This is a genomic window from Aquabacterium sp. (assembly GCF_050725395.1).
GTDB lineage: Bacteria > Pseudomonadota > Gammaproteobacteria > Burkholderiales > Burkholderiaceae_C > Aquabacterium.
The window spans coordinates 1-16,467 of the sequence record NZ_JBOHHL010000009.1 but is presented as its reverse complement, the minus strand read 5'-3'; the positions used below and the strand labels follow the sequence as shown (position 1 = coordinate 16,467).

The following is a 16,467-nucleotide window of genomic DNA, read 5'->3' as shown; positions in this document are numbered from 1 at the left end:
GGCCCACGGGCGCCTTGCCCACGTCGCGGCACGGAGGTTGCCTGATATTTGGCATGAAAGCCAAGCCATCTCCCGAACCTGGCATTCCGCCAAGAAGCACCTTCTGGGTGCGGCGATGCGCCAACTACCTGTCTGCCCGGCGGCCGGAGTTCAGCGAAGAAGAATCCTTGTCGGCAGCCGAGCACCTGTGGGTGGCCTCGCACCTGGCCCTGACACCGGAGCAGGCGGCCGACATGGTCCTCCAACAAAACCGGCTTTAGCGCCCGTGGTGGCCCAGGGAAAGGGTGCCATGCGTTTCACCAGGGCAGCGTTTTGCCAAGGTGCGTGAAGGTGCCGCTGGGCCCGTCGTCCGGCAGCAGCGCCATCTGCACGCTGCTCTTCGCGCCATCGCTGACCTGCAACTCTCCCGCCCCACCGTTCATGTCGGTCTGCACATAGCCCGGGTGGATCGCGTTGACCTTGACGGGCGTTCCCTGAAGCTCGTGGGCCAGGTGCACCGTCCACGCGTTGACGACGCTCTTCGAGGCATCGTAGGCCGGGATCTTGAAGCCATAGATCGGCGACGCCGGGTCGGTGTGCAATCCGAAAGATCCCAACTGACTGGACACGTTGACGATGCGGCCAGCCGGTGCGCACCGAAGCAAAGGCAGCAGTGCCTGGGTGAGCGCCACCACGGCGAACACATTGGTGTCGAAGGTCTCGCGCCAGCATGCCAAAGTTTGCTCGGACGGCTTGAGGGCCACGTCGTCCAGCAGCACGCCAGCGTTGTTGACCAGGATATCAAGGTGGCCGAAGCGGCTTCGGATGTCGGCGGCCACGGCCGCGATCTGGCTGGCGTTCGTGACGTCAAGCGTCACGGGTTCCACCGGCAGACCTTCCGACTTGAGTTGGTCGGCGGCCTTCGCAGCACTGGCCGAGCTGCGCCCCGCCAGCAACACCCGGACACCGGCTTGGGCAAGCTGCCGACAGGTTTCAAAGCCGATGCCACGGGTGGCACCGGTCACCAAGGCGATTTTCTGGGAGGCGTTCATGCTGACTCAATGAGGGTAGAAGGAAGAAGCATTGAACGCGCTTTCGATAGACCTGAGGTCGGCTGGGGACATCCCCCTTCAGCGAGCCTGCAGCAGATCGGCGACCAAGGCCATCGTCTGGTTGCGCGCCAAGGTCTTGTCAAAAGCCACACCCATGCGAAGCACGACCAGGTTGCGGCTCGGCACCACCACGATGAACTGGCCCATGTGGCCCGCGAACCAAAGCAGGTCTTGCGGCAGCCTGGCGCGCACATCCTCCGCGATGTCCTTGGCGGGCTGGCGCCAAACCATGCCGCCGTACTCGGCGCTGGCGGGCGAGGCGGCTGCGAAGAAGTCCATGTAGTCGCCATCGATCAGCGTCTGGCCTTGCCACTGGCCATGGTTGGCCACCAATTGGCCCAGTCGCAACCAGTCCACGGGCCGCAGGAGCCCACGCGCGCCACCCACCGGCGTGCCGGAAGCATCGGGTTCGACCACGCCGCCACGAATGCCCAAGGGGGCGAACAGCCTGGCCTGGTAGTAGTCGTACAGGGCCTGGTGTGTGCCGCCGAGCTTCTGCCGCATGGCGTACATCGCCACGTTGGCGAAGCCCGTGGAATAGGTGAAGGTGCTGCCAGGCGCGCTGGTGAATGGTCGGTCCGCTGCCCAGGCGCCCTGGTCCGACTGCGAGAACAGCATTTGCGTGGCGTCGCTGGCGCCTTCATAGCCTTCGGTCCAGGCCAGACCTGGCGCCATGTTCAGCAGATGCCGCCAGGTGATGCCGGCCTTGGCCGTGCCATTCCACCGCTGCAAACCCACGGGTTCGTCCAGCGCGAACCGGCCATCGGTGTGCATGACCCCAACGATGAGCGAGGTCAAGGTTTTCGTCATCGACCAGCCCAATTGCGGCTGCGCCCGCTGGTAGCCATTGGCGTATTTTTCGTACACCAGCGCGCCGTCCTGGGCAACCAGCAGCGCGATGGTGTTGATCTTCTGGCTCGCTTGCAGCGTGGTTTCGGAGAACATGGCCTTGCCGCCCTTGGCAAGGACAGCCGCCTGCGCAGCACTCAAGCCCGAGGCTTGCGCCGCGGCCTCACCATGGGGCCAGGCCAATGCGCTGGCCGGAAGCACACCCGCGGGACGGAAGGGCTGGCGCTTCACCGACAGCTCGGACGTGTCCGGTGTGACCAAGGTGCAGCCGAGTCCTGGCCGGTAGATGGCCACACGGCGGTTTTCCAGGGTGGGCACGAACGACCGCACCGCGGCCTTGACGCCCGGCGTGAAGTCGACATCCCAAATCAGCGGCAGTGGCTGAACCTTGGGCACCGTGTATTGAAGCCGAACCCGCCAGTAGTCGTCCCCGGAGGCGATCGCCCGGGTGCACAGCTCCCATGCCGCGTAACCGGCGCCTGCCGGGATGTCGTCGATCAGGCTGGCCGAGGCCGGCATGGCCAGCGCCACCAGCAGAGGCAGGGCCAGCGACTTCGTGGAGGCGAGCAAAGGCTTCATGACCGATTCCATTTCCAAAGTGATTCGATGCGCGAAATGTACCAAGTGGTACACACACCATGGTGATCGAAAACCCGCAGGGCCACGGGTTCAAGGGAATGGGAAAGATCAGCGGTTTTTGTCGAGGTCGACGCTGCGCGCGAAGAGGCGAAGGGCCTGCGTCGTGCCCTTGAGATCACCCGTGGTGAGCAGATCCAACAAGAGGCCGCGCATCACGGCCAGGCGCAAGCGTGCTTGCGCGCGCGCCTGCGCCGGGGGCAGTTCATGTTGCGCGATCAGGCTTTGGGTCAGGCTCTCCAGCCATTGGCCCACCACCTGGCGCAAGAACACCTGGTGCCGATCCGGCTCGCCCAGTGCCTTGCCGTAGATCTGGAACATCAGGCGAAACAAGGGCAATCGTGGTGGTGAGGTGAGATCGGCCCACACCTCTTCGATGGACGGCATCTGCTTCTGCAACGACTTCTGGGCGAGCTTGTCGATCTGGGTTCGCCGCAGCCGTGCGAGCAGGGCTTGCCAGAAGCCATCGGCCGATCCGAAATAATAAATCAGCATGCGGTGGCTGGTGCCCAACTGCTCGGCCATCGCGCGCAGGGACACATCCTGGTAGCCATGCTGAAGCACGTGCGCGATCGCGCCATCCAGGAGCCGCTGGGCTTCGTCGAGGTCGCTGCGGTTGTGGGCAGGGGAATCAGTCATGCGCGGACTATAGGGGGAGATCTAACCCGAAATGTGTATGGGGTTCGCCCGATTCCGCAAAGTTATGCAGCATAACTATCATGGTTCAGCTGTCTTGCGTCCAGACGCACACCCTTCAACCTCAGGGACCCACATGCACACACACCACCCCATTCTTGAGCAGCTTCAAGCACCTCTGAAACGCATCAAGCCAGCGGCCCTGGCGGTCGCCTTGTCTGGCCTGACCATGGCAGCCCAGCAGGTTGGTGCAACCGTCAGCGCACCCGCTCTGCAAGCGGTGGCAGCCCCTTACTACGGAGCACGCGCCGACGTCGAAGGCCTCGCCCAACATGGCTATGTGGAAGCGCAATTCTTCGTCAACGGCCGGGCGCAGAAGTACAAGCAGTCTGGAAGCTGGGCAAGCGATGGCAAATGGAACGCCAGCGTGGCCTCCTCCGGCAATCCCTACAGCACGCTGCTGATCGTGCGCCGGCCATCCGACCCCGCCAAGTTCAACGGCGTGGTGCTGGTCGAATGGCTCAACGTGAGCACCGGCTATCCGCTGGATGTCGATTGGGGCATGGCCCGCGAAGAAATCGTGCGCGAAGGTTATGCCTACATTGGCATCAACGCGCAAAAGGAAGGCATCACCGGCATTCAGAAGCTCAAGCAGTTCGGTGACCTGTACAAGCCCGGCTCGATCCCGGACGACAAGCTGGCCTTCGACATCTTCTCGCAGGCTGGCAAGGCGGTGCGCGACCAGGCGGCCGTGCTGCTCGGGCCGCTTCAGCCCAAGGTCGTGATCGCCACGGGCCACTCGCAGTCGGCTGCCGCGATGGTCACCTACGCCAACGCCGTTCAACCGCTGGAAAGCGTGTTCGACGGCTTCCTCATCCACGGCCGCGGGCTCACGGGCCTGAAGCTTTCATCGTCCGACAACATCCCGCTGTCCGCCTCATTGCGCGCCGACACCACCGTGCCGATCTTCATGATCCAGACCGAATGGGACATCAACCTGGGCGGCGCCACCTCCAAGCAGGTGGACACCAGCAAGCTGCGCCATTGGGAAGTGGCCGGCACCTCGCACGCCGACCAATACCTGCTGGACAACATCGCCCTGGTCAGCCAGCGCGAGGTGGGTTGGACGCCACCGGCTTGCAAGCGTCCCTACAACTCGGCGCCTTTCTACCTGGTCGAAAACGCCGCGATCCACCAACTCAAGAACTGGATCGTCGATGGCACCGCCCCATCGGTGGCCCCGCGCTTGCAACGCGACTTCTTCGGCAGCATCAAGAAGGACGCCGATGGCAATGCCCTGGGCGGCTTGCGCCTGCCTGATCTGGACGCACCGATTGCAAAGTACGGCGTGTCGAACTCGACCACCGGATCGCTGGCCTTCCTCGACATCTTCGCCTGTGTCGCGGGTGGGTCCACCACCCCGTTCACCGCTGCCAAGCTGAACAGCTTGTATCCCACGCACGATGACTACGTCAGGAAGTACAAGGCAGCGGCGGACAGCGCGGTGGCCAAGGGGCACATCCTGGCAGTCGATCGGGATGCGGTGGTGCTCAAGGCATCGCAGGCGGCCATTCCGAAGTGAATGGGCCTTTGTCGCAGCGTGCCGGCCTCCCCATGCCAAGATCACGTTGGAACGACAAATGACCCACTGGGGTAATGGTTGCAGATGAATTCCACGAAGGCTCGGACCTTGGGGCTCTGCAAGCGCCGAGACGTGTGCAGAACCCACAGCTCGACCTCGTCGCCGGCCATGCCCCACGGCACCAGTTCGCCGTTCTTCAGCAGCCCTCCAATGATGGACTGCGGCAGCATGGCTGCCCCTGCGCCAGCGGCCACTGCATCGCGGACCGTCAAGAGTGATGACAGCCGCAGCACCGGCTGTGGTTCGATGGTGAGCTGGCCATCGCGGACGGACCAGACCTCACCATCGCGGTAGGTCGGCGTCACCACGGCCGGAACTTGAAAAGTTTTGTCCCTGCGTCCCTTCGGCATGGGCAAAGAGGGAGCGGCTGTGAGCACCAACCGGTCTTTGGCGAAACACCTGCCGACCAATGCGCTGTCCTTGGCCGGATTGATGCGGATGGCGACGTCGAAATGCTCGTCGACAAGGTTGGCGAGCCGGTCCTCGGAGACAGCCTCGATCTGCACCTCGGGGTAGACCACCTGGAACGCGGCGGCAAGCCGACCCAGCGCCACTTGAGAGAACAGCAGCGGTGCGGCGATGCGCAGGCGGCCCCGAGGGGCCACCAAGCCATCGCGCGCCGCCGCCACCGCTTCGGCGACCTCGCGCATGGGCCCCTCGATCCTGGCCAGCAGCAGTTGGCCGGCTTCGGTCAGTGCCAGGCTGCGCTCACCTCGTTCGATGAGCCGAATGCCCAGGGCTTCTTCGAGATCGGCGATACGGCGTGACAGCGTCGCCTTGGACCGGCCGCTGGCGCGACTGGCCCTCCCAAAGCCACTGTGGATGGCCACCAGTTGGAAATCCTCCAGAGCATTCAGATCCATAGCGTCTCAAATTCGGTTCAGCATGTCTCGATTTTAGAGTCTTTGTTTTGTTTATGAAACTCTCTATTGTTCAGCCATCGCAACCCGAAACCCAAAGGAAACCATCATGACCATCCTCGTTACCGGTGCCACAGGCACTGTCGGCCGCCAAGTCGTTGAACAACTCGTCAAGCGCGGTGCCGATGTCCGCGCGCTCGTCCGCGATCCCTCCAAGGCCAGCTTCCCGGCGGGCGTTGGCATCGTCCAGGGCGATTTGCTCGATGTGGACTCGCTGCGCAGCGCCTTCTCTGGCGTCTCGACGCTCTTCCTGCTCAACGCGGTCGTGGCCGACGAGTACACCCAGGCCTTGATTGCGCTCAACCTCGCCCGCCAGGCCGGCATCCAGCGGATCGTCTACCTGTCGGTGATCCACAGCGACCTGTACGTGAACGTGCCGCACTTCGCGGGCAAGCACGGCGTGGAACGCATGATCGAGCAGATGGGCCTCAACGCCACGATCCTGCGGCCCGCCTACTTCATGGGCAACGACCTCACCATCAAGGACGTGGTGACCGGCTACGGCGTCTACCCCATGCCGATCGGCAGCAAGGGCCTCGCCATGGTCGACACACGCGACATTGCCGAGGTGGCGGCCATCGAACTGGTGCGCCGCGAACAGTCGGCCGTGCCGCTGCCGCTCGACCGGATCAACCTGGTCGGCCCCGACACATTGACCGGCGCAGACGTCGCCGCCATCTGGACCGACGTGCTGGGCCGCCACATCGCCTACGCGGGCGACGACACCGCCGCGTTCGAGCAGAGCCTGCGGCAGTTCATGCCAAGCTGGATGGCTTTCGACATGCGCCTGATGAGCGAGCGTTTCATCACCGATGGCATGGTCCCTGAAGCCGGCGACGTTGAACGGCTGACCAAGCTCCTGGGCCGCCCACTTCGTGCTTACCGCGAATTCGCCACGGAGGTGGCCTCATCATGATCTACTCAACCGCCACCGTCCCCGTGAACCCAGCAGGTGAAACCGCTCTGACCCGCGCGCAGGCATGGCAGGGGCTGGTCCTTAAGGCCCGCGACGCCCGCCTGTTCTTGCCCGAAGGCCTCTGCACCCGCTGCGATGTCGTCGAAGAAAGCGCGACGCACTTCGTGCGCGAAGCCACCATCGCCGGCACCGGTCTGCGCGAGATCATCACGCTGGAGGCGCAAAGCAAGGTCACCTTCTTCCAGGCCACAGGCCCCCGCGAAGGCGCCATCGTCAATGAACTCTTCGAGGACGAGGCGGGGGCGCTCCAGCTTCGCTTCTATTGCTACCTCGGCCTGCGCGGCAAAGCGCCGGGCGGCCCTGAGGAGCAGGCTGAACAGGCGCAGTTCGACAGCGACAAGGGCTACCGGGCCGCCTTGCTGTCGACGCTGAAACGCACCCGCGAATTGCTCGCCGACGGCCGCCTCTCCTGGTCGCAGGAATAAGCCGCGAACACGGCGTCGGTTGGGGCCATCACGAGAAGCACGCTGACAAGCGGCCTTTCACCATGGCCGATGCTTCAGCCATCATCCGATCCATCAGCTCCTTGACCGTGGGGATGTCGTTGATCAGCCCCACTGTCAGACCGCAGCTCCACGCGCCGGCTTCGATCTCGCCTTGCTGCATCACCCGGGGGTACACGCCCGCCACCATCGCCATGATGTCGGTGATCTGGAGGTCGCTGCCCTTGTCCTTTTCGACTTGGAGCAGCCGCTCAACGCTGTCGTTGTGCAGAACGCGCTCGGTGTTCCGAAGCGGTCTCATGATCAACCTGGTATCGCGCTCGGTCGCAGCCACAAGGGCATCCTTCACACGTTGGTGCACCGGCGCGTCGCGGGTCGCCATGAACCGCGTTCCCATGTTGACGCCATCGGCGCCCAAGGCAAGGCACGCGACCAGGCCTCTGGCATCTGCGATGCCACCGGAGGCCACGATGGGCACGCTCAACTGAGACGCCGCCAGGGGCAGCAGGATCATGTTGGGGATGTCGTCCTCACCAGGGTGCCCACCGCATTCAAAGCCATCCACGCTGACGGCGTCACAGCCTATCGTTTGCGCTTTGAGGGCATGGCGGATGGAAGTGCATTTGTGAATGACCTTGATGCCTGCGTCTTTCAGCAGCGGCATGAATGCTTCGGGGCTGCGCCCAGCCGTCTCCACGATCCGCACGCCACCTTCGCGGATGGCGCTGATGTACTCGGCATAAGGCGGCACCGCAAAGGCCGGCAAGAAGGTGAGGTTCACCGCAAAGGGCTGGTCGGTCATGTCACGGCAGCGCCGAATCTCTTTGAGCAGATCTTCGGGGGTGCGCTGGGTCAGTGCGGTGATGGTGCCAAGGCCGCCGGCGTTGGACACGGCTGACGCCAGCTCGGCATAGCCGACATGGTGCATGCCGCCTTGCATGATGGGATAGCGGATGCCGAAGAGTTCAGTGATGCGGGTTTTCATGGCTTTAAGCGGCGCAGACCGCGCTTGATGGTGGTGTAGGTTGGCCGGTCAAACTCGGCCAGTTGTTCTGCCCTGGCGATGGCAGCGGGTAACACGTCCTTGTCCTGAAGTGCGGCCGAAACCACGCCTCGCGCGGCACATTCGTCACCGCCCCAGGCGTCGCCTGTCAGGGCCAGCTCATACAGCGCCCCTGGCGCAGGCAGCAATCGAATCACCTCGATCAACGGGGCCGTGAACGGGAGGCCCAGCTTGACCTCAGAGAAGCAGAACCGTCCGCGATCGGCCCGCATGTAGCGGAAATCGGCGGCACAAGCCAGCACCGCGCCGCCTGCATAGGCATGCCCATTGATCGCCGCAACGACGGGCATGTTGAGCAGGCTGAGCCGGATGAAGAAGTCTTCCAACTGGCTGACGAAAGGCTTCACGTCAGGCTGCTGCATCACCCAAGGCACGTCCAGCCCTGAGCTGAAGAATTTCGGGTCATCGCTGGTGATCACCAAACCTGCTTTACCTGGCGTGTTCTCCAATTCATCCAGGACGGCTGACCATTCATCGATGGCCTCGCCATTGAACACATTGCCCTGGCCGCCGTCGTTCCACGTCAGCACCTGCACTTTGCCCACGCGGGTGAGCTTTAAATTGGCCATCGAGCGCAACCTGAAAGAGTGATCGAGCGCTCATTGTTCGCGGCAGCCTGAAGGGTGCCTAGTTCAGCCCATGCCAGAATGCATTCATTTCACGCCAACCCTCAGGCCATTTTCGATGAGCCATCAGCTTCTTCCTGCAGCGCCGCAGTTGCCGGGTGCCTACGTCAACTTGCTCACCAAGTTGGTGTCGCAGCGAGGCGTGTCAACGCAGCTCTTGCTGTCGGGAAGCGGCATCACCTTGAAGAAACTGGACAGGCCTTACTGGCACCTGGATTTCGCCTGCTTTGATGCTTTGCTTCGGCGCGCCATCCAACTGACCGGTGAACCTGATCTGCCGGTGAAGCTGGGGCTGCAGATGACGGTCACCTGCCATGGCCCCGTGGGCTTTGCGATGCTGGTTTCGCCTGACTTGAGGGCCGCGATCCAGCTGGGGTGCGAGTTGCTGCATCACCAATGCCGTGGCTTGCGCTTCACCCTTCACGAAGGGCAAGACAAGTCAACACTTCGCCTTGAACAACCGCTGGCTTCTCACCAACTGGGGGACGATGCTTTGATGTTCCTGATGGTCGGCTTGGGAAAGGTGGCAGGCGCTCTGGCTGGGCGCCCGTGCCCTGCGCGCGCCGAGATGACCATGGTGAAGCCAGACGACGCTCATCGTTTCCTGCGCCGACTTTTCCGCTTCAAGGCGAAGTCCAACCAGTGGGTGTTCTCGACGGCCTGCCTTGCTTGGCCGCTGCCCAATGCAGACCCGATCGCCGCGCGCCTGGTCGGGGCGCAATGCAAACGTTTCATCCTCGCCAGGAACCTGCCCACCGACAGCGTTCGCCAAACGATACGCCAGCTGGTGATGCACACCACCGACGGACAACCAGGCATCGAACAGGTCGCGAAGAAGCTCAAGGTTTCAGCCAGAACCTTGCAGCGGCAGCTGGCTTCCGAGGGCGCGAACTTCTCCGACATCAGTGAGCAGGTGCGGTGCGAGAAAGCCGCGCAACTGCTGCGGGCTCGAAGGCAGACGGTGTCCAGCATTGCAGAAGAACTGGGTTACGCCAGCGTGGCGAACTTTTGCCGCGCCTTTCGGCGCTGGTACTCGTGCACGCCATCCGATTACATCAAGGCCACGGTGGATGAGGCGCCTCATGACCATCCAACGTTGGGCTGGCCACCTCATCACGTCGCGGACGCTTGAAGCGCGCATGGCCGAACCTCGGCCATGCCCAAATCCAACCCGGAACGTGTCGCGCGACAAACCTGTGCGCATCGACATCTCGCTGATGCAGAGCCACTCGCGCATCCTCCTGCGCCCGACCCTTCCAAGCAAAGGCGACTAAAAATCAATGTCGATTTATAATCGACTAAATGCTACACTGCGTCCATCCGACCGGTTTGCGATAGCCACCCCTTGGCTGAGCCGCCCCACCCACTCACGCCTTCATCACGAGACGGAGCCATCACATGGCAACACCTTCCAGCCCAAGCGGCGGCGCCGCGAAACCGATACCGCAGTACATCGCGCATTGGGTGTGCAAGACCGCCAGGCGCGAGCAGATGATCAAGTGGTACCAGCAAGCGTTTGATGCCGAAATCGTTCACATCGATAACACGATTGCCTTCCTGGCGTGGGATGGGGAAAGCCATCGCCTTGCGCTCGTGAAGCTGCCGGCATGGGTGCGGTTTCTCTTTCCTTTGTCGAAGCTGCGCCGCAAGCTCTATGGTTTTGACCACATCGCGCTGGCCTTTGGGTCACTGGAGGGCTTGCTCGGTGCCTATGTGCGCCTGCGGGACCGGGGCATCAAGCCCGTCTGGTGCATCAACCATGGACTCACCACGTCCATTTATTTCGAGGACCCGGACGGCAACAGGCTCGAATTCCAGGTGGACAACTTCAACACGCCTGAGGAAACCAAACGCTACTTCAGCAGCGAGGCTTTCGCCAAGAACCCCATCGGGGTGAATTTCGACCCCGAGTACCTCCTCGATCGACTTCGCTCCGGTGTTCCGCCCAGAGAACTCATGCGGCAAGGAGCAGGAACGCCGCCTGGCCAAAAGGTGGTTGGCAACATGAAAGCCATCAACTGGAGGACGCTGTGATGGGCCATGGCGAACAAGCCGCACGCGTGGTCATCGTTGGCGCAGGTGCCACCGGCTGCACCCTTGCCCTGCTGTTGGCCGGCTACGGCATTCGAAGCATCCTGCTGGAGCGGCGCAAGTCGGCCATGCAGCATCCCGCGGCGCACGTCATCAACGGCCGCAGCTTTGAAATCTGGTCCGGTTACTCGCATGACATGGCCCAAGACCTCGCGGCGCTGTGCCCGCCCATGGAAGACATCGGCGAGATACGCTGGTGCACCAGCTTGGCCGAGACATCGCTGGGTGGCTTGAACGTCCTGGGTGACCAGCAGCGGGTCGACGAGGTCCTGGCGCACAGCCACTATCACATCGCCCACATCGGCCAGCATCAACTCATGCCTGCCCTGTGGACTTGGGTGGAGAAGGAACCGCTCATCTCCTTGGTGAAAGGCGCGAACGTTCGGGCATTCACGTCGAGCAAGGTTGGCGTCACGGTCAAGGTCGATCATCAGGATGGCAGCGCTTCAACGCTTGAGGCCGACTGGCTGGTCGGCGCGGATGGTGCCAACAGCGCCGTCCGGGAAGCCCTTGGCATCGAGTTGAAAGGGCCTGTCCTGGCCCACATGGCCAGCGTGTTCTTCCGGGCCAATCTGGACGCGATCCTGCCCAAGCCTTACCCGCTGTTGACATGGCTCTACAACCCCGACTTTTGCGGTGTGTTGATCAAACATGCCGATGACCACTACATCCTGATGGGGCCGTTTGTCTGCCGAGATCAGCAAATGGTCCGCGACCCCCACGCCTACTGGTCACGCATCATTCCAACCGTCATCGGTGAGCAAACGCCCTTTGAGATCAAAACGCAAGGCAACTGGAGCATGACCGCCCAGCAGGCGAGTCGCTATCGCGATGGCCGAGCCTTGCTCGCGGGGGACGCCGCGCACCGTTTTCCACACACGGGTGGTTTTGGCCTCAACGGCGGGGTACAGGACGCCCAGAACGTCGCATGGAAGCTGGCCGCCGTGCTTGAAGGCCGTGCACGCGACACCCTGCTGGACACGTATGAAGTCGAGCGAAAGGCGGTCATCCAGCTTTTCCTGGAACAAAGCGTCAGCAACCACTTCAAGCTTGACGAAGTGACGACGCACCTCAACATCACCAACCGGAGCCTGATGGGGGTCACCCGGGCCTTTGAATCCGCACCACTCAAGTGGTTGCCAAAGCGGCTCAAAGGGGGCTTGGCCGATGGGATGATGAAGCTGGCGTTCAGCAAGACCAAGCTGCTCAGCCGAAAGACCAAGCAGGCCGACAAACTGCGCCAGAAGATTGCCGATGCGATCCCAGGTCAGATCGAGCACTTCGTGTCGACGGGGCTGGAGTTTGGCTACGCCTACAAAGCCGGCTTGGTGATCCCCGAAGGGTCGCAGCAGCCCAAGATTGGCGCCGGTGTGACGGACTACAAGCCCACGACATGGCCTGGCGCGCGCCTGCCCCATGTCCCGGTCCATCATGAAGGGCAGACCAAGCCCTTGCTCGACCTGGTGGACAAGCGCAAGTTCACCCTGATCGTGCACGATGCCGACGCGTGGACACAGGCGTTGAGCCAGTCGACAGGCGGCCGGGCACGCCATCACCTGGAACTCGTGGTGGCGCAATCCAGCCTGGCCTCCGACCCGCAATGGCCGGTTCGGCAGCTGGAGGTCGGACAGCACGGTGCGGTCCTTGTTCGCCCAGATGGGCACGTCGCCTGGAGAACCCACCAGCATGCGGCGGCGTCCATCGAGGCATTGGACAAAGCCATGGCCAGTTTGACGACATGCTTTGTCGCGGATGAGTGCCCTGTGCCCAGGCCCAGTCCACCGCGCCAGTCGTCAGAACGCAGAACCGCCTGAACGCGCCGCCGTGGGCCCCTCTCTGCGGCAGCCAAGTCGGGCCCCGCGCTTTCCCCATCACCTCACGAGTCTTCTCCACCATGGCCGTACAAGTCATCAGATACCAACGCTCTGGCAGCCAAGCATCACACGAGCCGCAATGGGGCGTCGTCTTTGGCGACAAGCTCGCGCCCCTGGCCGATTCATTTGCGACGACAGGCGAGTTCGTCCAGCACGGCCTGCAAGCGGCCATGGCCGTCACCGAGCGTGAGGCCACCCTGGCGCTGTCGGGCCTGACCCTGCTCTCGCCGGTGACCTCCAATCAGCAGTTCATGTGCCAAGGCATCAACTACCCGAGCCACATCCGTGAATCGGGCCTGGACCCGGACAACCTGCCATTCAACTGCATTTTCACCAAGGCCTCTTCATGCATCTCGGGCCCGTTCGATGACGTGATCCGGCCGCGCCACGTGAAGCTGCTGGACTATGAGATCGAGCTGGGCCTCGTCTTGAAGAAGGACCTGCTGAGCGAGGTGGACGTGCCGGCCGACAAGCTGCATGACTACCTGGCAGGCGTCACCATCGTCAACGATGTGTCGGCGCGCGATGTGCAATTGCCGCAAGGGCAGTTCTACAAGGGCAAGAGCTACCGTACTTTCGGCCCGGTCGGCCCCTATCTGCTGTTGCTTGAACCGGAGGAATGGCAGCGGGTGTCCGCCTTGCGGATGACGCTGGAAGTCAATGGCCAGGTCAGGCAGCAGGATGTGTGCGGCAGCATGGTCAACCAGCCCCAGACGACCCTCACGGAGTTGTCAGGCCTGCAGAACCTGTATGCCGGTGACCTGATCGCCACCGGCACGCCTGCGGGTTGCGCGGCGCAATCGCCCGGCAAACTGGCCATGCTGGCGGCCAAGGTGCTGCTGAGCGACGCGCAGAAGTGGCGCATTTTCATCAAGGGTGGCATGAAGAACCCGGGCTACCTGCAGCCCAACGACGTCATGACCTTGTCCATCCGCACCGACGATGGCGCGCTGGACCTCGGCACCCAAAGAACCCGGGTCGTCGCTCAAGCGTGAGGCAGGGGCAGCGCCGTCTTGTAGCGCACCTGTTTGAGCGCAAAGCTTGACCGGATCTTTTCGATCTGGGGCATGGGTGACAACTGCTCGATGATGAAGCGCTCCAGCGTCGGCATGTCGGGCACCGCGACCCGCAGCAGGTAGTCCTCATCGCCGGTCATGAGGTAGCACTCCATGACCTCTTCGCGCAGGCAGATCTCGCGCTCGAACCGCTCCAGAGCGGCGCGGGTCTGTTGCTTGAGGCTGATCGAGATGAACACATTGAGGTGCAGGCCCAACGCCTGCGGATCGAGCAAGGCGACGTAGTGCCGTATCAGCCCCGAGGCCTCCATCGCCTTGACGCGCGCGAGGCATGGTGACGGCGACAGGTGAACGCGACGAGCCAACTCGACGTTGGACAGGCTGCTGTCTTGTTGAAGCTCGCTCAATATTCTGAGATCGACGGCATCCATGTTGATTGCTGCTTAAAGATTGTTAATTTGCAGCATTTTGTGCTGCCATTGCGGGTATTTGTCAAGCCATTCAGCACCATCTGTGTTGCACCTTTTTCTACAGTCTCTACCCCAAGAGGAGACATCAATGAGCAACCTGCCCGTTCAGAAAGCATGTTCACAAGCCGTGGACACCGACCGCATTGAAACCGAAGAATGGCTGGCCGCATTGCAGTCGCTGTACGCGCATGGCGGGCCCGAGCGCGTGCGCGCCATCCTGGATCAGTTGACCCTTCAGGCGCGAGAGCCGGCCATCGCTTGGCAGCCCGCGCGCGGCACGCCTTACGTCAACACCATCACGGTGGACCAGCAGCCAAGCTTTCCGGGCGACCTCGCCATTGAGGAGCGCCTGGCATCGCTGATGCGGTGGAACGCACTGGCCATGGTGGTCAGGGCCAACAAGGCCTACGGCGAACTGGGTGGGCACATCGCCAGCTATGCCAGCGCGGCTGACCTGTTCGAGGTGGGCTTCAACCACTTCTTTCGCGCCAACGAGCAGCCCGGCGAGGGCGACCTGGTCTTCTACCAACCCCATTCCGCACCAGGCATCTATGCACGGGCGTTTCTGGAAGGGCGCCTGGACGAAGCGTCCCTGGCCCACTACCGCCAGGAGATCACTGCGGCAGCCCAAGGCGTGCAGGGCCTGTGCAGCTACCCCCACCCTTGGCTGATGCCCGCGTTCTGGCAGTTTCCGACGGGCTCGATGGGCCTGGGACCGATCAGCTCCATTTACCAGGCCCGGTTCATGCGCTACCTCGCACACCGCGGCCTGCTGCAGAGCAGTGACCGCAAAGTCTGGGGCGTCTTTGGCGACGGCGAAATGGACGAGCCGGAGAGCATGAGTGCGCTGACGCTGGCCGCCCGCGAGAAGCTCGACAACCTGATCTGGGTGGTCAATTGCAACCTGCAGCGCCTCGATGGCCCCGTGCGGGGCAATGGCCGCATCATCGATGAGCTGGAGGCGCTCTTTGAAGGCGCGGGCTGGCGCGTCATCAAGCTGGTGTGGGGCTCGGATTGGGATGGCCTGTTCGCACGCGACAAGGAGGGCGCCTTGGCCAAGGCCTTTGCGCAGACCGTGGATGGGCAGTTCCAGACCTTCGCCGCCAAGGACGGCCGCTACAACCGTGAGCACTTCTTCGGCCAGAACCCTCAACTGGCGGCCCTGGCCCAGGGCTTGACGGATGAGCAGATTGACCGCCTCAAGCGCGGTGGGCACGATCTGGTCAAGATCCACGCGGCCTTCCACGCCGCCATGCAAACCTCGGGGCAGCCCTGCGTGGTGCTCGCACAGACCAAAAAGGGCTACGGCATGGGCGATGCCGGACAGGGCCGGATGACCACGCACCAGCAAAAGAAGCTGGAGCCGCAGGACCTCATCGCGTTTCGCAACCGATTCAACTTGCCATTGAGCGACGAGCAGGCTGCCAACATCGAGTTCTACAAACCTGCCGAAGACAGCCCCGAGATGCGCTACCTGCATGCGCGCCGGCAAGCCCTTGGGGGTCACATGCCCCAGCGCCATGCCCACGCGCCGGTGATCACCCCGCCACCTTTGATCCAGTACGGTGACTTCGCGGTTCAAGCGGACGGCAAAGACATGAGCACCACGATGGCCTTCGTGCGCATGCTCGGCAACCTGCTCAAGGACAAGGAACTCGGGCCGCGCATCGTGCCCATCGTTGCGGATGAGGCCCGCACCTTCGGCATGGCCAACCTCTTCAAACAGGTGGGCATCTACTCCTGCAATGGCCAGAACTACGAGCCCGAGGACATCGGCTCGCTGATGAGCTATCGGGAGGCCACCAACGGCCAGATCCTCGAAGAGGGCATCAATGAGGCGGGAGCCCTCAGCAGCTGGACGGCCGCCGCGACCAGCTATTCCGTGCATGGCCAGCCCATGCTGCCCTTCTACATCTACTACTCGATGTTCGGCTTCCAGCGTGTCGGCGACCTGATCTGGGCAGCCGCGGACCAACGTTCGCGCGGCTTCCTCATCGGTGCCACGGCGGGCCGCACCACACTGGGCGGCGAGGGACTGCAGCACCAGGATGGCGGCAGCCTGGTGCAGGCCGCCATGGTGCCCAACTGCCGGGCCTATGACCCCTGCTTCGCAGGCGAGCCGGCCGGCTATTTC

At 62.9% G+C, this 16,467-nt stretch carries 16 protein-coding genes; 9 read left to right on the top strand and 7 right to left on the bottom strand.

What is annotated here, in order from left to right; translation table 11 throughout:
- Positions 1–53: 53 nt before the first annotated feature.
- The gene (locus tag ACREB4_RS07850; RefSeq protein ID WP_431587658.1) at positions 54–260 is read left to right on the top strand and encodes a hypothetical protein; all 207 of its coding nucleotides are present in this window, start codon (positions 54–56) and stop codon (positions 258–260) included.
- A 36-nt stretch (positions 261–296) separates the two neighbouring features.
- Here ACREB4_RS07850 and ACREB4_RS07845 read toward each other — a convergent pair whose 3' ends face one another.
- From ACREB4_RS07845 to ACREB4_RS07835, 3 genes are all read right to left on the bottom strand, one after another.
- Entirely contained in the window at positions 297–1,031 is a 735-nt protein-coding gene (locus tag ACREB4_RS07845; protein ID WP_431587657.1) for an SDR family oxidoreductase, read from the bottom strand.
- A gap of 78 nt (positions 1,032–1,109) precedes the next feature.
- A complete protein-coding gene (locus tag ACREB4_RS07840; RefSeq protein ID WP_431587656.1) occupies positions 1,110–2,519 on the bottom strand; it encodes a serine hydrolase domain-containing protein in 1,410 nt (469 codons plus the stop codon).
- A gap of 108 nt (positions 2,520–2,627) precedes the next feature.
- Positions 2,628–3,215, bottom strand: coding sequence for a TetR/AcrR family transcriptional regulator (locus ACREB4_RS07835; RefSeq protein WP_431587655.1), 588 nt, complete (start codon positions 3,213–3,215; stop codon positions 2,628–2,630).
- A 133-nt stretch (positions 3,216–3,348) separates the two neighbouring features.
- Here ACREB4_RS07835 and ACREB4_RS07830 point away from each other — a divergent pair, with 133 nt between their 5' ends.
- Positions 3,349–4,794 (top strand): alpha/beta hydrolase domain-containing protein, encoded by a 1,446-nt coding sequence (locus ACREB4_RS07830; RefSeq protein ID WP_431587654.1) that lies wholly within the window; start codon positions 3,349–3,351, stop codon positions 4,792–4,794.
- Between the two features lie 41 nt (positions 4,795–4,835).
- Here the strand turns inward: ACREB4_RS07830 and ACREB4_RS07825 are convergent, their stop codons facing one another.
- Positions 4,836–5,717, bottom strand: a complete 882-nt coding sequence (locus ACREB4_RS07825; RefSeq protein WP_431587653.1) for a LysR family transcriptional regulator — start codon at positions 5,715–5,717, stop codon at positions 4,836–4,838.
- 106 nt (positions 5,718–5,823) lie between these two features.
- On the opposite strand from ACREB4_RS07825, the gene ACREB4_RS07820 reads away from it, so the two are divergent.
- Together ACREB4_RS07820 and ACREB4_RS07815 are read left to right on the top strand one after the other, a co-directional pair.
- On the top strand, positions 5,824–6,690 hold the full coding sequence (locus tag ACREB4_RS07820; RefSeq protein ID WP_431587652.1) for an SDR family oxidoreductase: 867 nt from the start codon (positions 5,824–5,826) through the stop codon (positions 6,688–6,690).
- Positions 6,687–7,175 carry an SRPBCC family protein gene (locus tag ACREB4_RS07815; RefSeq protein ID WP_431587651.1) on the top strand — a complete coding sequence of 163 codons (489 nt, stop codon included), beginning with the start codon at positions 6,687–6,689 and terminating at the stop codon, positions 7,173–7,175. The genes ACREB4_RS07820 and ACREB4_RS07815 overlap by 4 nt, the downstream gene beginning before the upstream one ends.
- A 28-nt stretch (positions 7,176–7,203) precedes the next feature.
- Here the strand turns inward: ACREB4_RS07815 and ACREB4_RS07810 are convergent, their stop codons facing one another.
- Together ACREB4_RS07810 and ACREB4_RS07805 are read right to left on the bottom strand one after the other, a co-directional pair.
- Positions 7,204–8,178: an NAD(P)H-dependent flavin oxidoreductase gene (locus ACREB4_RS07810; protein WP_431587650.1), complete on the bottom strand. Its 975-nt coding sequence runs from the start codon at positions 8,176–8,178 to the stop codon at positions 7,204–7,206.
- Positions 8,175–8,801: an enoyl-CoA hydratase/isomerase family protein gene (locus tag ACREB4_RS07805; protein WP_431587649.1), complete on the bottom strand. Its 627-nt coding sequence runs from the start codon at positions 8,799–8,801 to the stop codon at positions 8,175–8,177. Before ACREB4_RS07805 ends, ACREB4_RS07810 begins: the two co-directional genes overlap by 4 nt.
- A 139-nt stretch (positions 8,802–8,940) precedes the next feature.
- On the opposite strand from ACREB4_RS07805, the gene ACREB4_RS07800 reads away from it, so the two are divergent.
- The 4 genes from ACREB4_RS07800 to ACREB4_RS07785 all read left to right on the top strand — a co-directional run bounded on the left by ACREB4_RS07800 (position 8,941) and on the right by ACREB4_RS07785 (position 13,842).
- Positions 8,941–10,014 (top strand): AraC family transcriptional regulator ligand-binding domain-containing protein, encoded by a 1,074-nt coding sequence (locus ACREB4_RS07800; RefSeq protein ID WP_431587648.1) that lies wholly within the window; start codon positions 8,941–8,943, stop codon positions 10,012–10,014.
- Positions 10,015–10,280: 266 nt separating this feature from the next.
- Complete coding sequence (locus ACREB4_RS07795) at positions 10,281–10,916, top strand: VOC family protein (protein ID WP_431587647.1); 636 nt, start codon at positions 10,281–10,283, stop codon at positions 10,914–10,916.
- The gene (locus ACREB4_RS07790; protein WP_431587646.1) at positions 10,916–12,787 is read left to right on the top strand and encodes an FAD-dependent monooxygenase; all 1,872 of its coding nucleotides are present in this window, start codon (positions 10,916–10,918) and stop codon (positions 12,785–12,787) included. The genes ACREB4_RS07795 and ACREB4_RS07790 overlap by 1 nt, the downstream gene beginning before the upstream one ends.
- 80 nt (positions 12,788–12,867) lie before the next feature.
- Positions 12,868–13,842, top strand: a complete 975-nt coding sequence (locus ACREB4_RS07785) for a fumarylacetoacetate hydrolase family protein (RefSeq protein ID WP_431587645.1) — start codon at positions 12,868–12,870, stop codon at positions 13,840–13,842.
- On the opposite strand, the gene ACREB4_RS07780 is transcribed toward ACREB4_RS07785, so the two are convergent.
- Entirely contained in the window at positions 13,833–14,294 is a 462-nt protein-coding gene (locus ACREB4_RS07780) for an Lrp/AsnC family transcriptional regulator (RefSeq protein WP_230179464.1), read from the bottom strand. The two genes, ACREB4_RS07785 and ACREB4_RS07780, sit on opposite strands and share 10 nt — an antisense overlap.
- A 127-nt stretch (positions 14,295–14,421) precedes the next feature.
- Between ACREB4_RS07780 and aceE the strand changes: the two genes are divergently transcribed.
- The coding region (aceE, locus tag ACREB4_RS07775) for a pyruvate dehydrogenase (acetyl-transferring), homodimeric type (protein WP_431587644.1) at positions 14,422–16,467 on the top strand (2,046 nt) is incomplete at its 3' end.

Excerpts from the sequence above, each read along its gene's own strand:
- ACREB4_RS07850 (WP_431587658.1), top strand. The coding sequence starts at position 54 with ATGAAAGCCAAGCCATCTCCCGAACCTGGCATTCCGCCAAGAAGCACC.
- ACREB4_RS07845 (WP_431587657.1), bottom strand. The coding sequence starts at position 1,031 with ATGAACGCCTCCCAGAAAATCGCCTTGGTGACCGGTGCCACCCGTGGC.
- ACREB4_RS07840 (WP_431587656.1), bottom strand. The coding sequence starts at position 2,519 with ATGAAGCCTTTGCTCGCCTCCACGAAGTCGCTGGCCCTGCCTCTGCTG.
- ACREB4_RS07835 (WP_431587655.1), bottom strand. The coding sequence starts at position 3,215 with ATGACTGATTCCCCTGCCCACAACCGCAGCGACCTCGACGAAGCCCAG.
- ACREB4_RS07830 (WP_431587654.1), top strand. The coding sequence starts at position 3,349 with ATGCACACACACCACCCCATTCTTGAGCAGCTTCAAGCACCTCTGAAA.
- ACREB4_RS07825 (WP_431587653.1), bottom strand. The coding sequence starts at position 5,717 with ATGGATCTGAATGCTCTGGAGGATTTCCAACTGGTGGCCATCCACAGT.
- ACREB4_RS07820 (WP_431587652.1), top strand. The coding sequence starts at position 5,824 with ATGACCATCCTCGTTACCGGTGCCACAGGCACTGTCGGCCGCCAAGTC.
- ACREB4_RS07815 (WP_431587651.1), top strand. The coding sequence starts at position 6,687 with ATGATCTACTCAACCGCCACCGTCCCCGTGAACCCAGCAGGTGAAACC.
- ACREB4_RS07810 (WP_431587650.1), bottom strand. The coding sequence starts at position 8,178 with ATGAAAACCCGCATCACTGAACTCTTCGGCATCCGCTATCCCATCATG.
- ACREB4_RS07800 (WP_431587648.1), top strand. The coding sequence starts at position 8,941 with ATGAGCCATCAGCTTCTTCCTGCAGCGCCGCAGTTGCCGGGTGCCTAC.
- ACREB4_RS07795 (WP_431587647.1), top strand. The coding sequence starts at position 10,281 with ATGGCAACACCTTCCAGCCCAAGCGGCGGCGCCGCGAAACCGATACCG.
- ACREB4_RS07790 (WP_431587646.1), top strand. The coding sequence starts at position 10,916 with ATGGGCCATGGCGAACAAGCCGCACGCGTGGTCATCGTTGGCGCAGGT.
- ACREB4_RS07785 (WP_431587645.1), top strand. The coding sequence starts at position 12,868 with ATGGCCGTACAAGTCATCAGATACCAACGCTCTGGCAGCCAAGCATCA.
- ACREB4_RS07780 (WP_230179464.1), bottom strand. The coding sequence starts at position 14,294 with ATGGATGCCGTCGATCTCAGAATATTGAGCGAGCTTCAACAAGACAGC.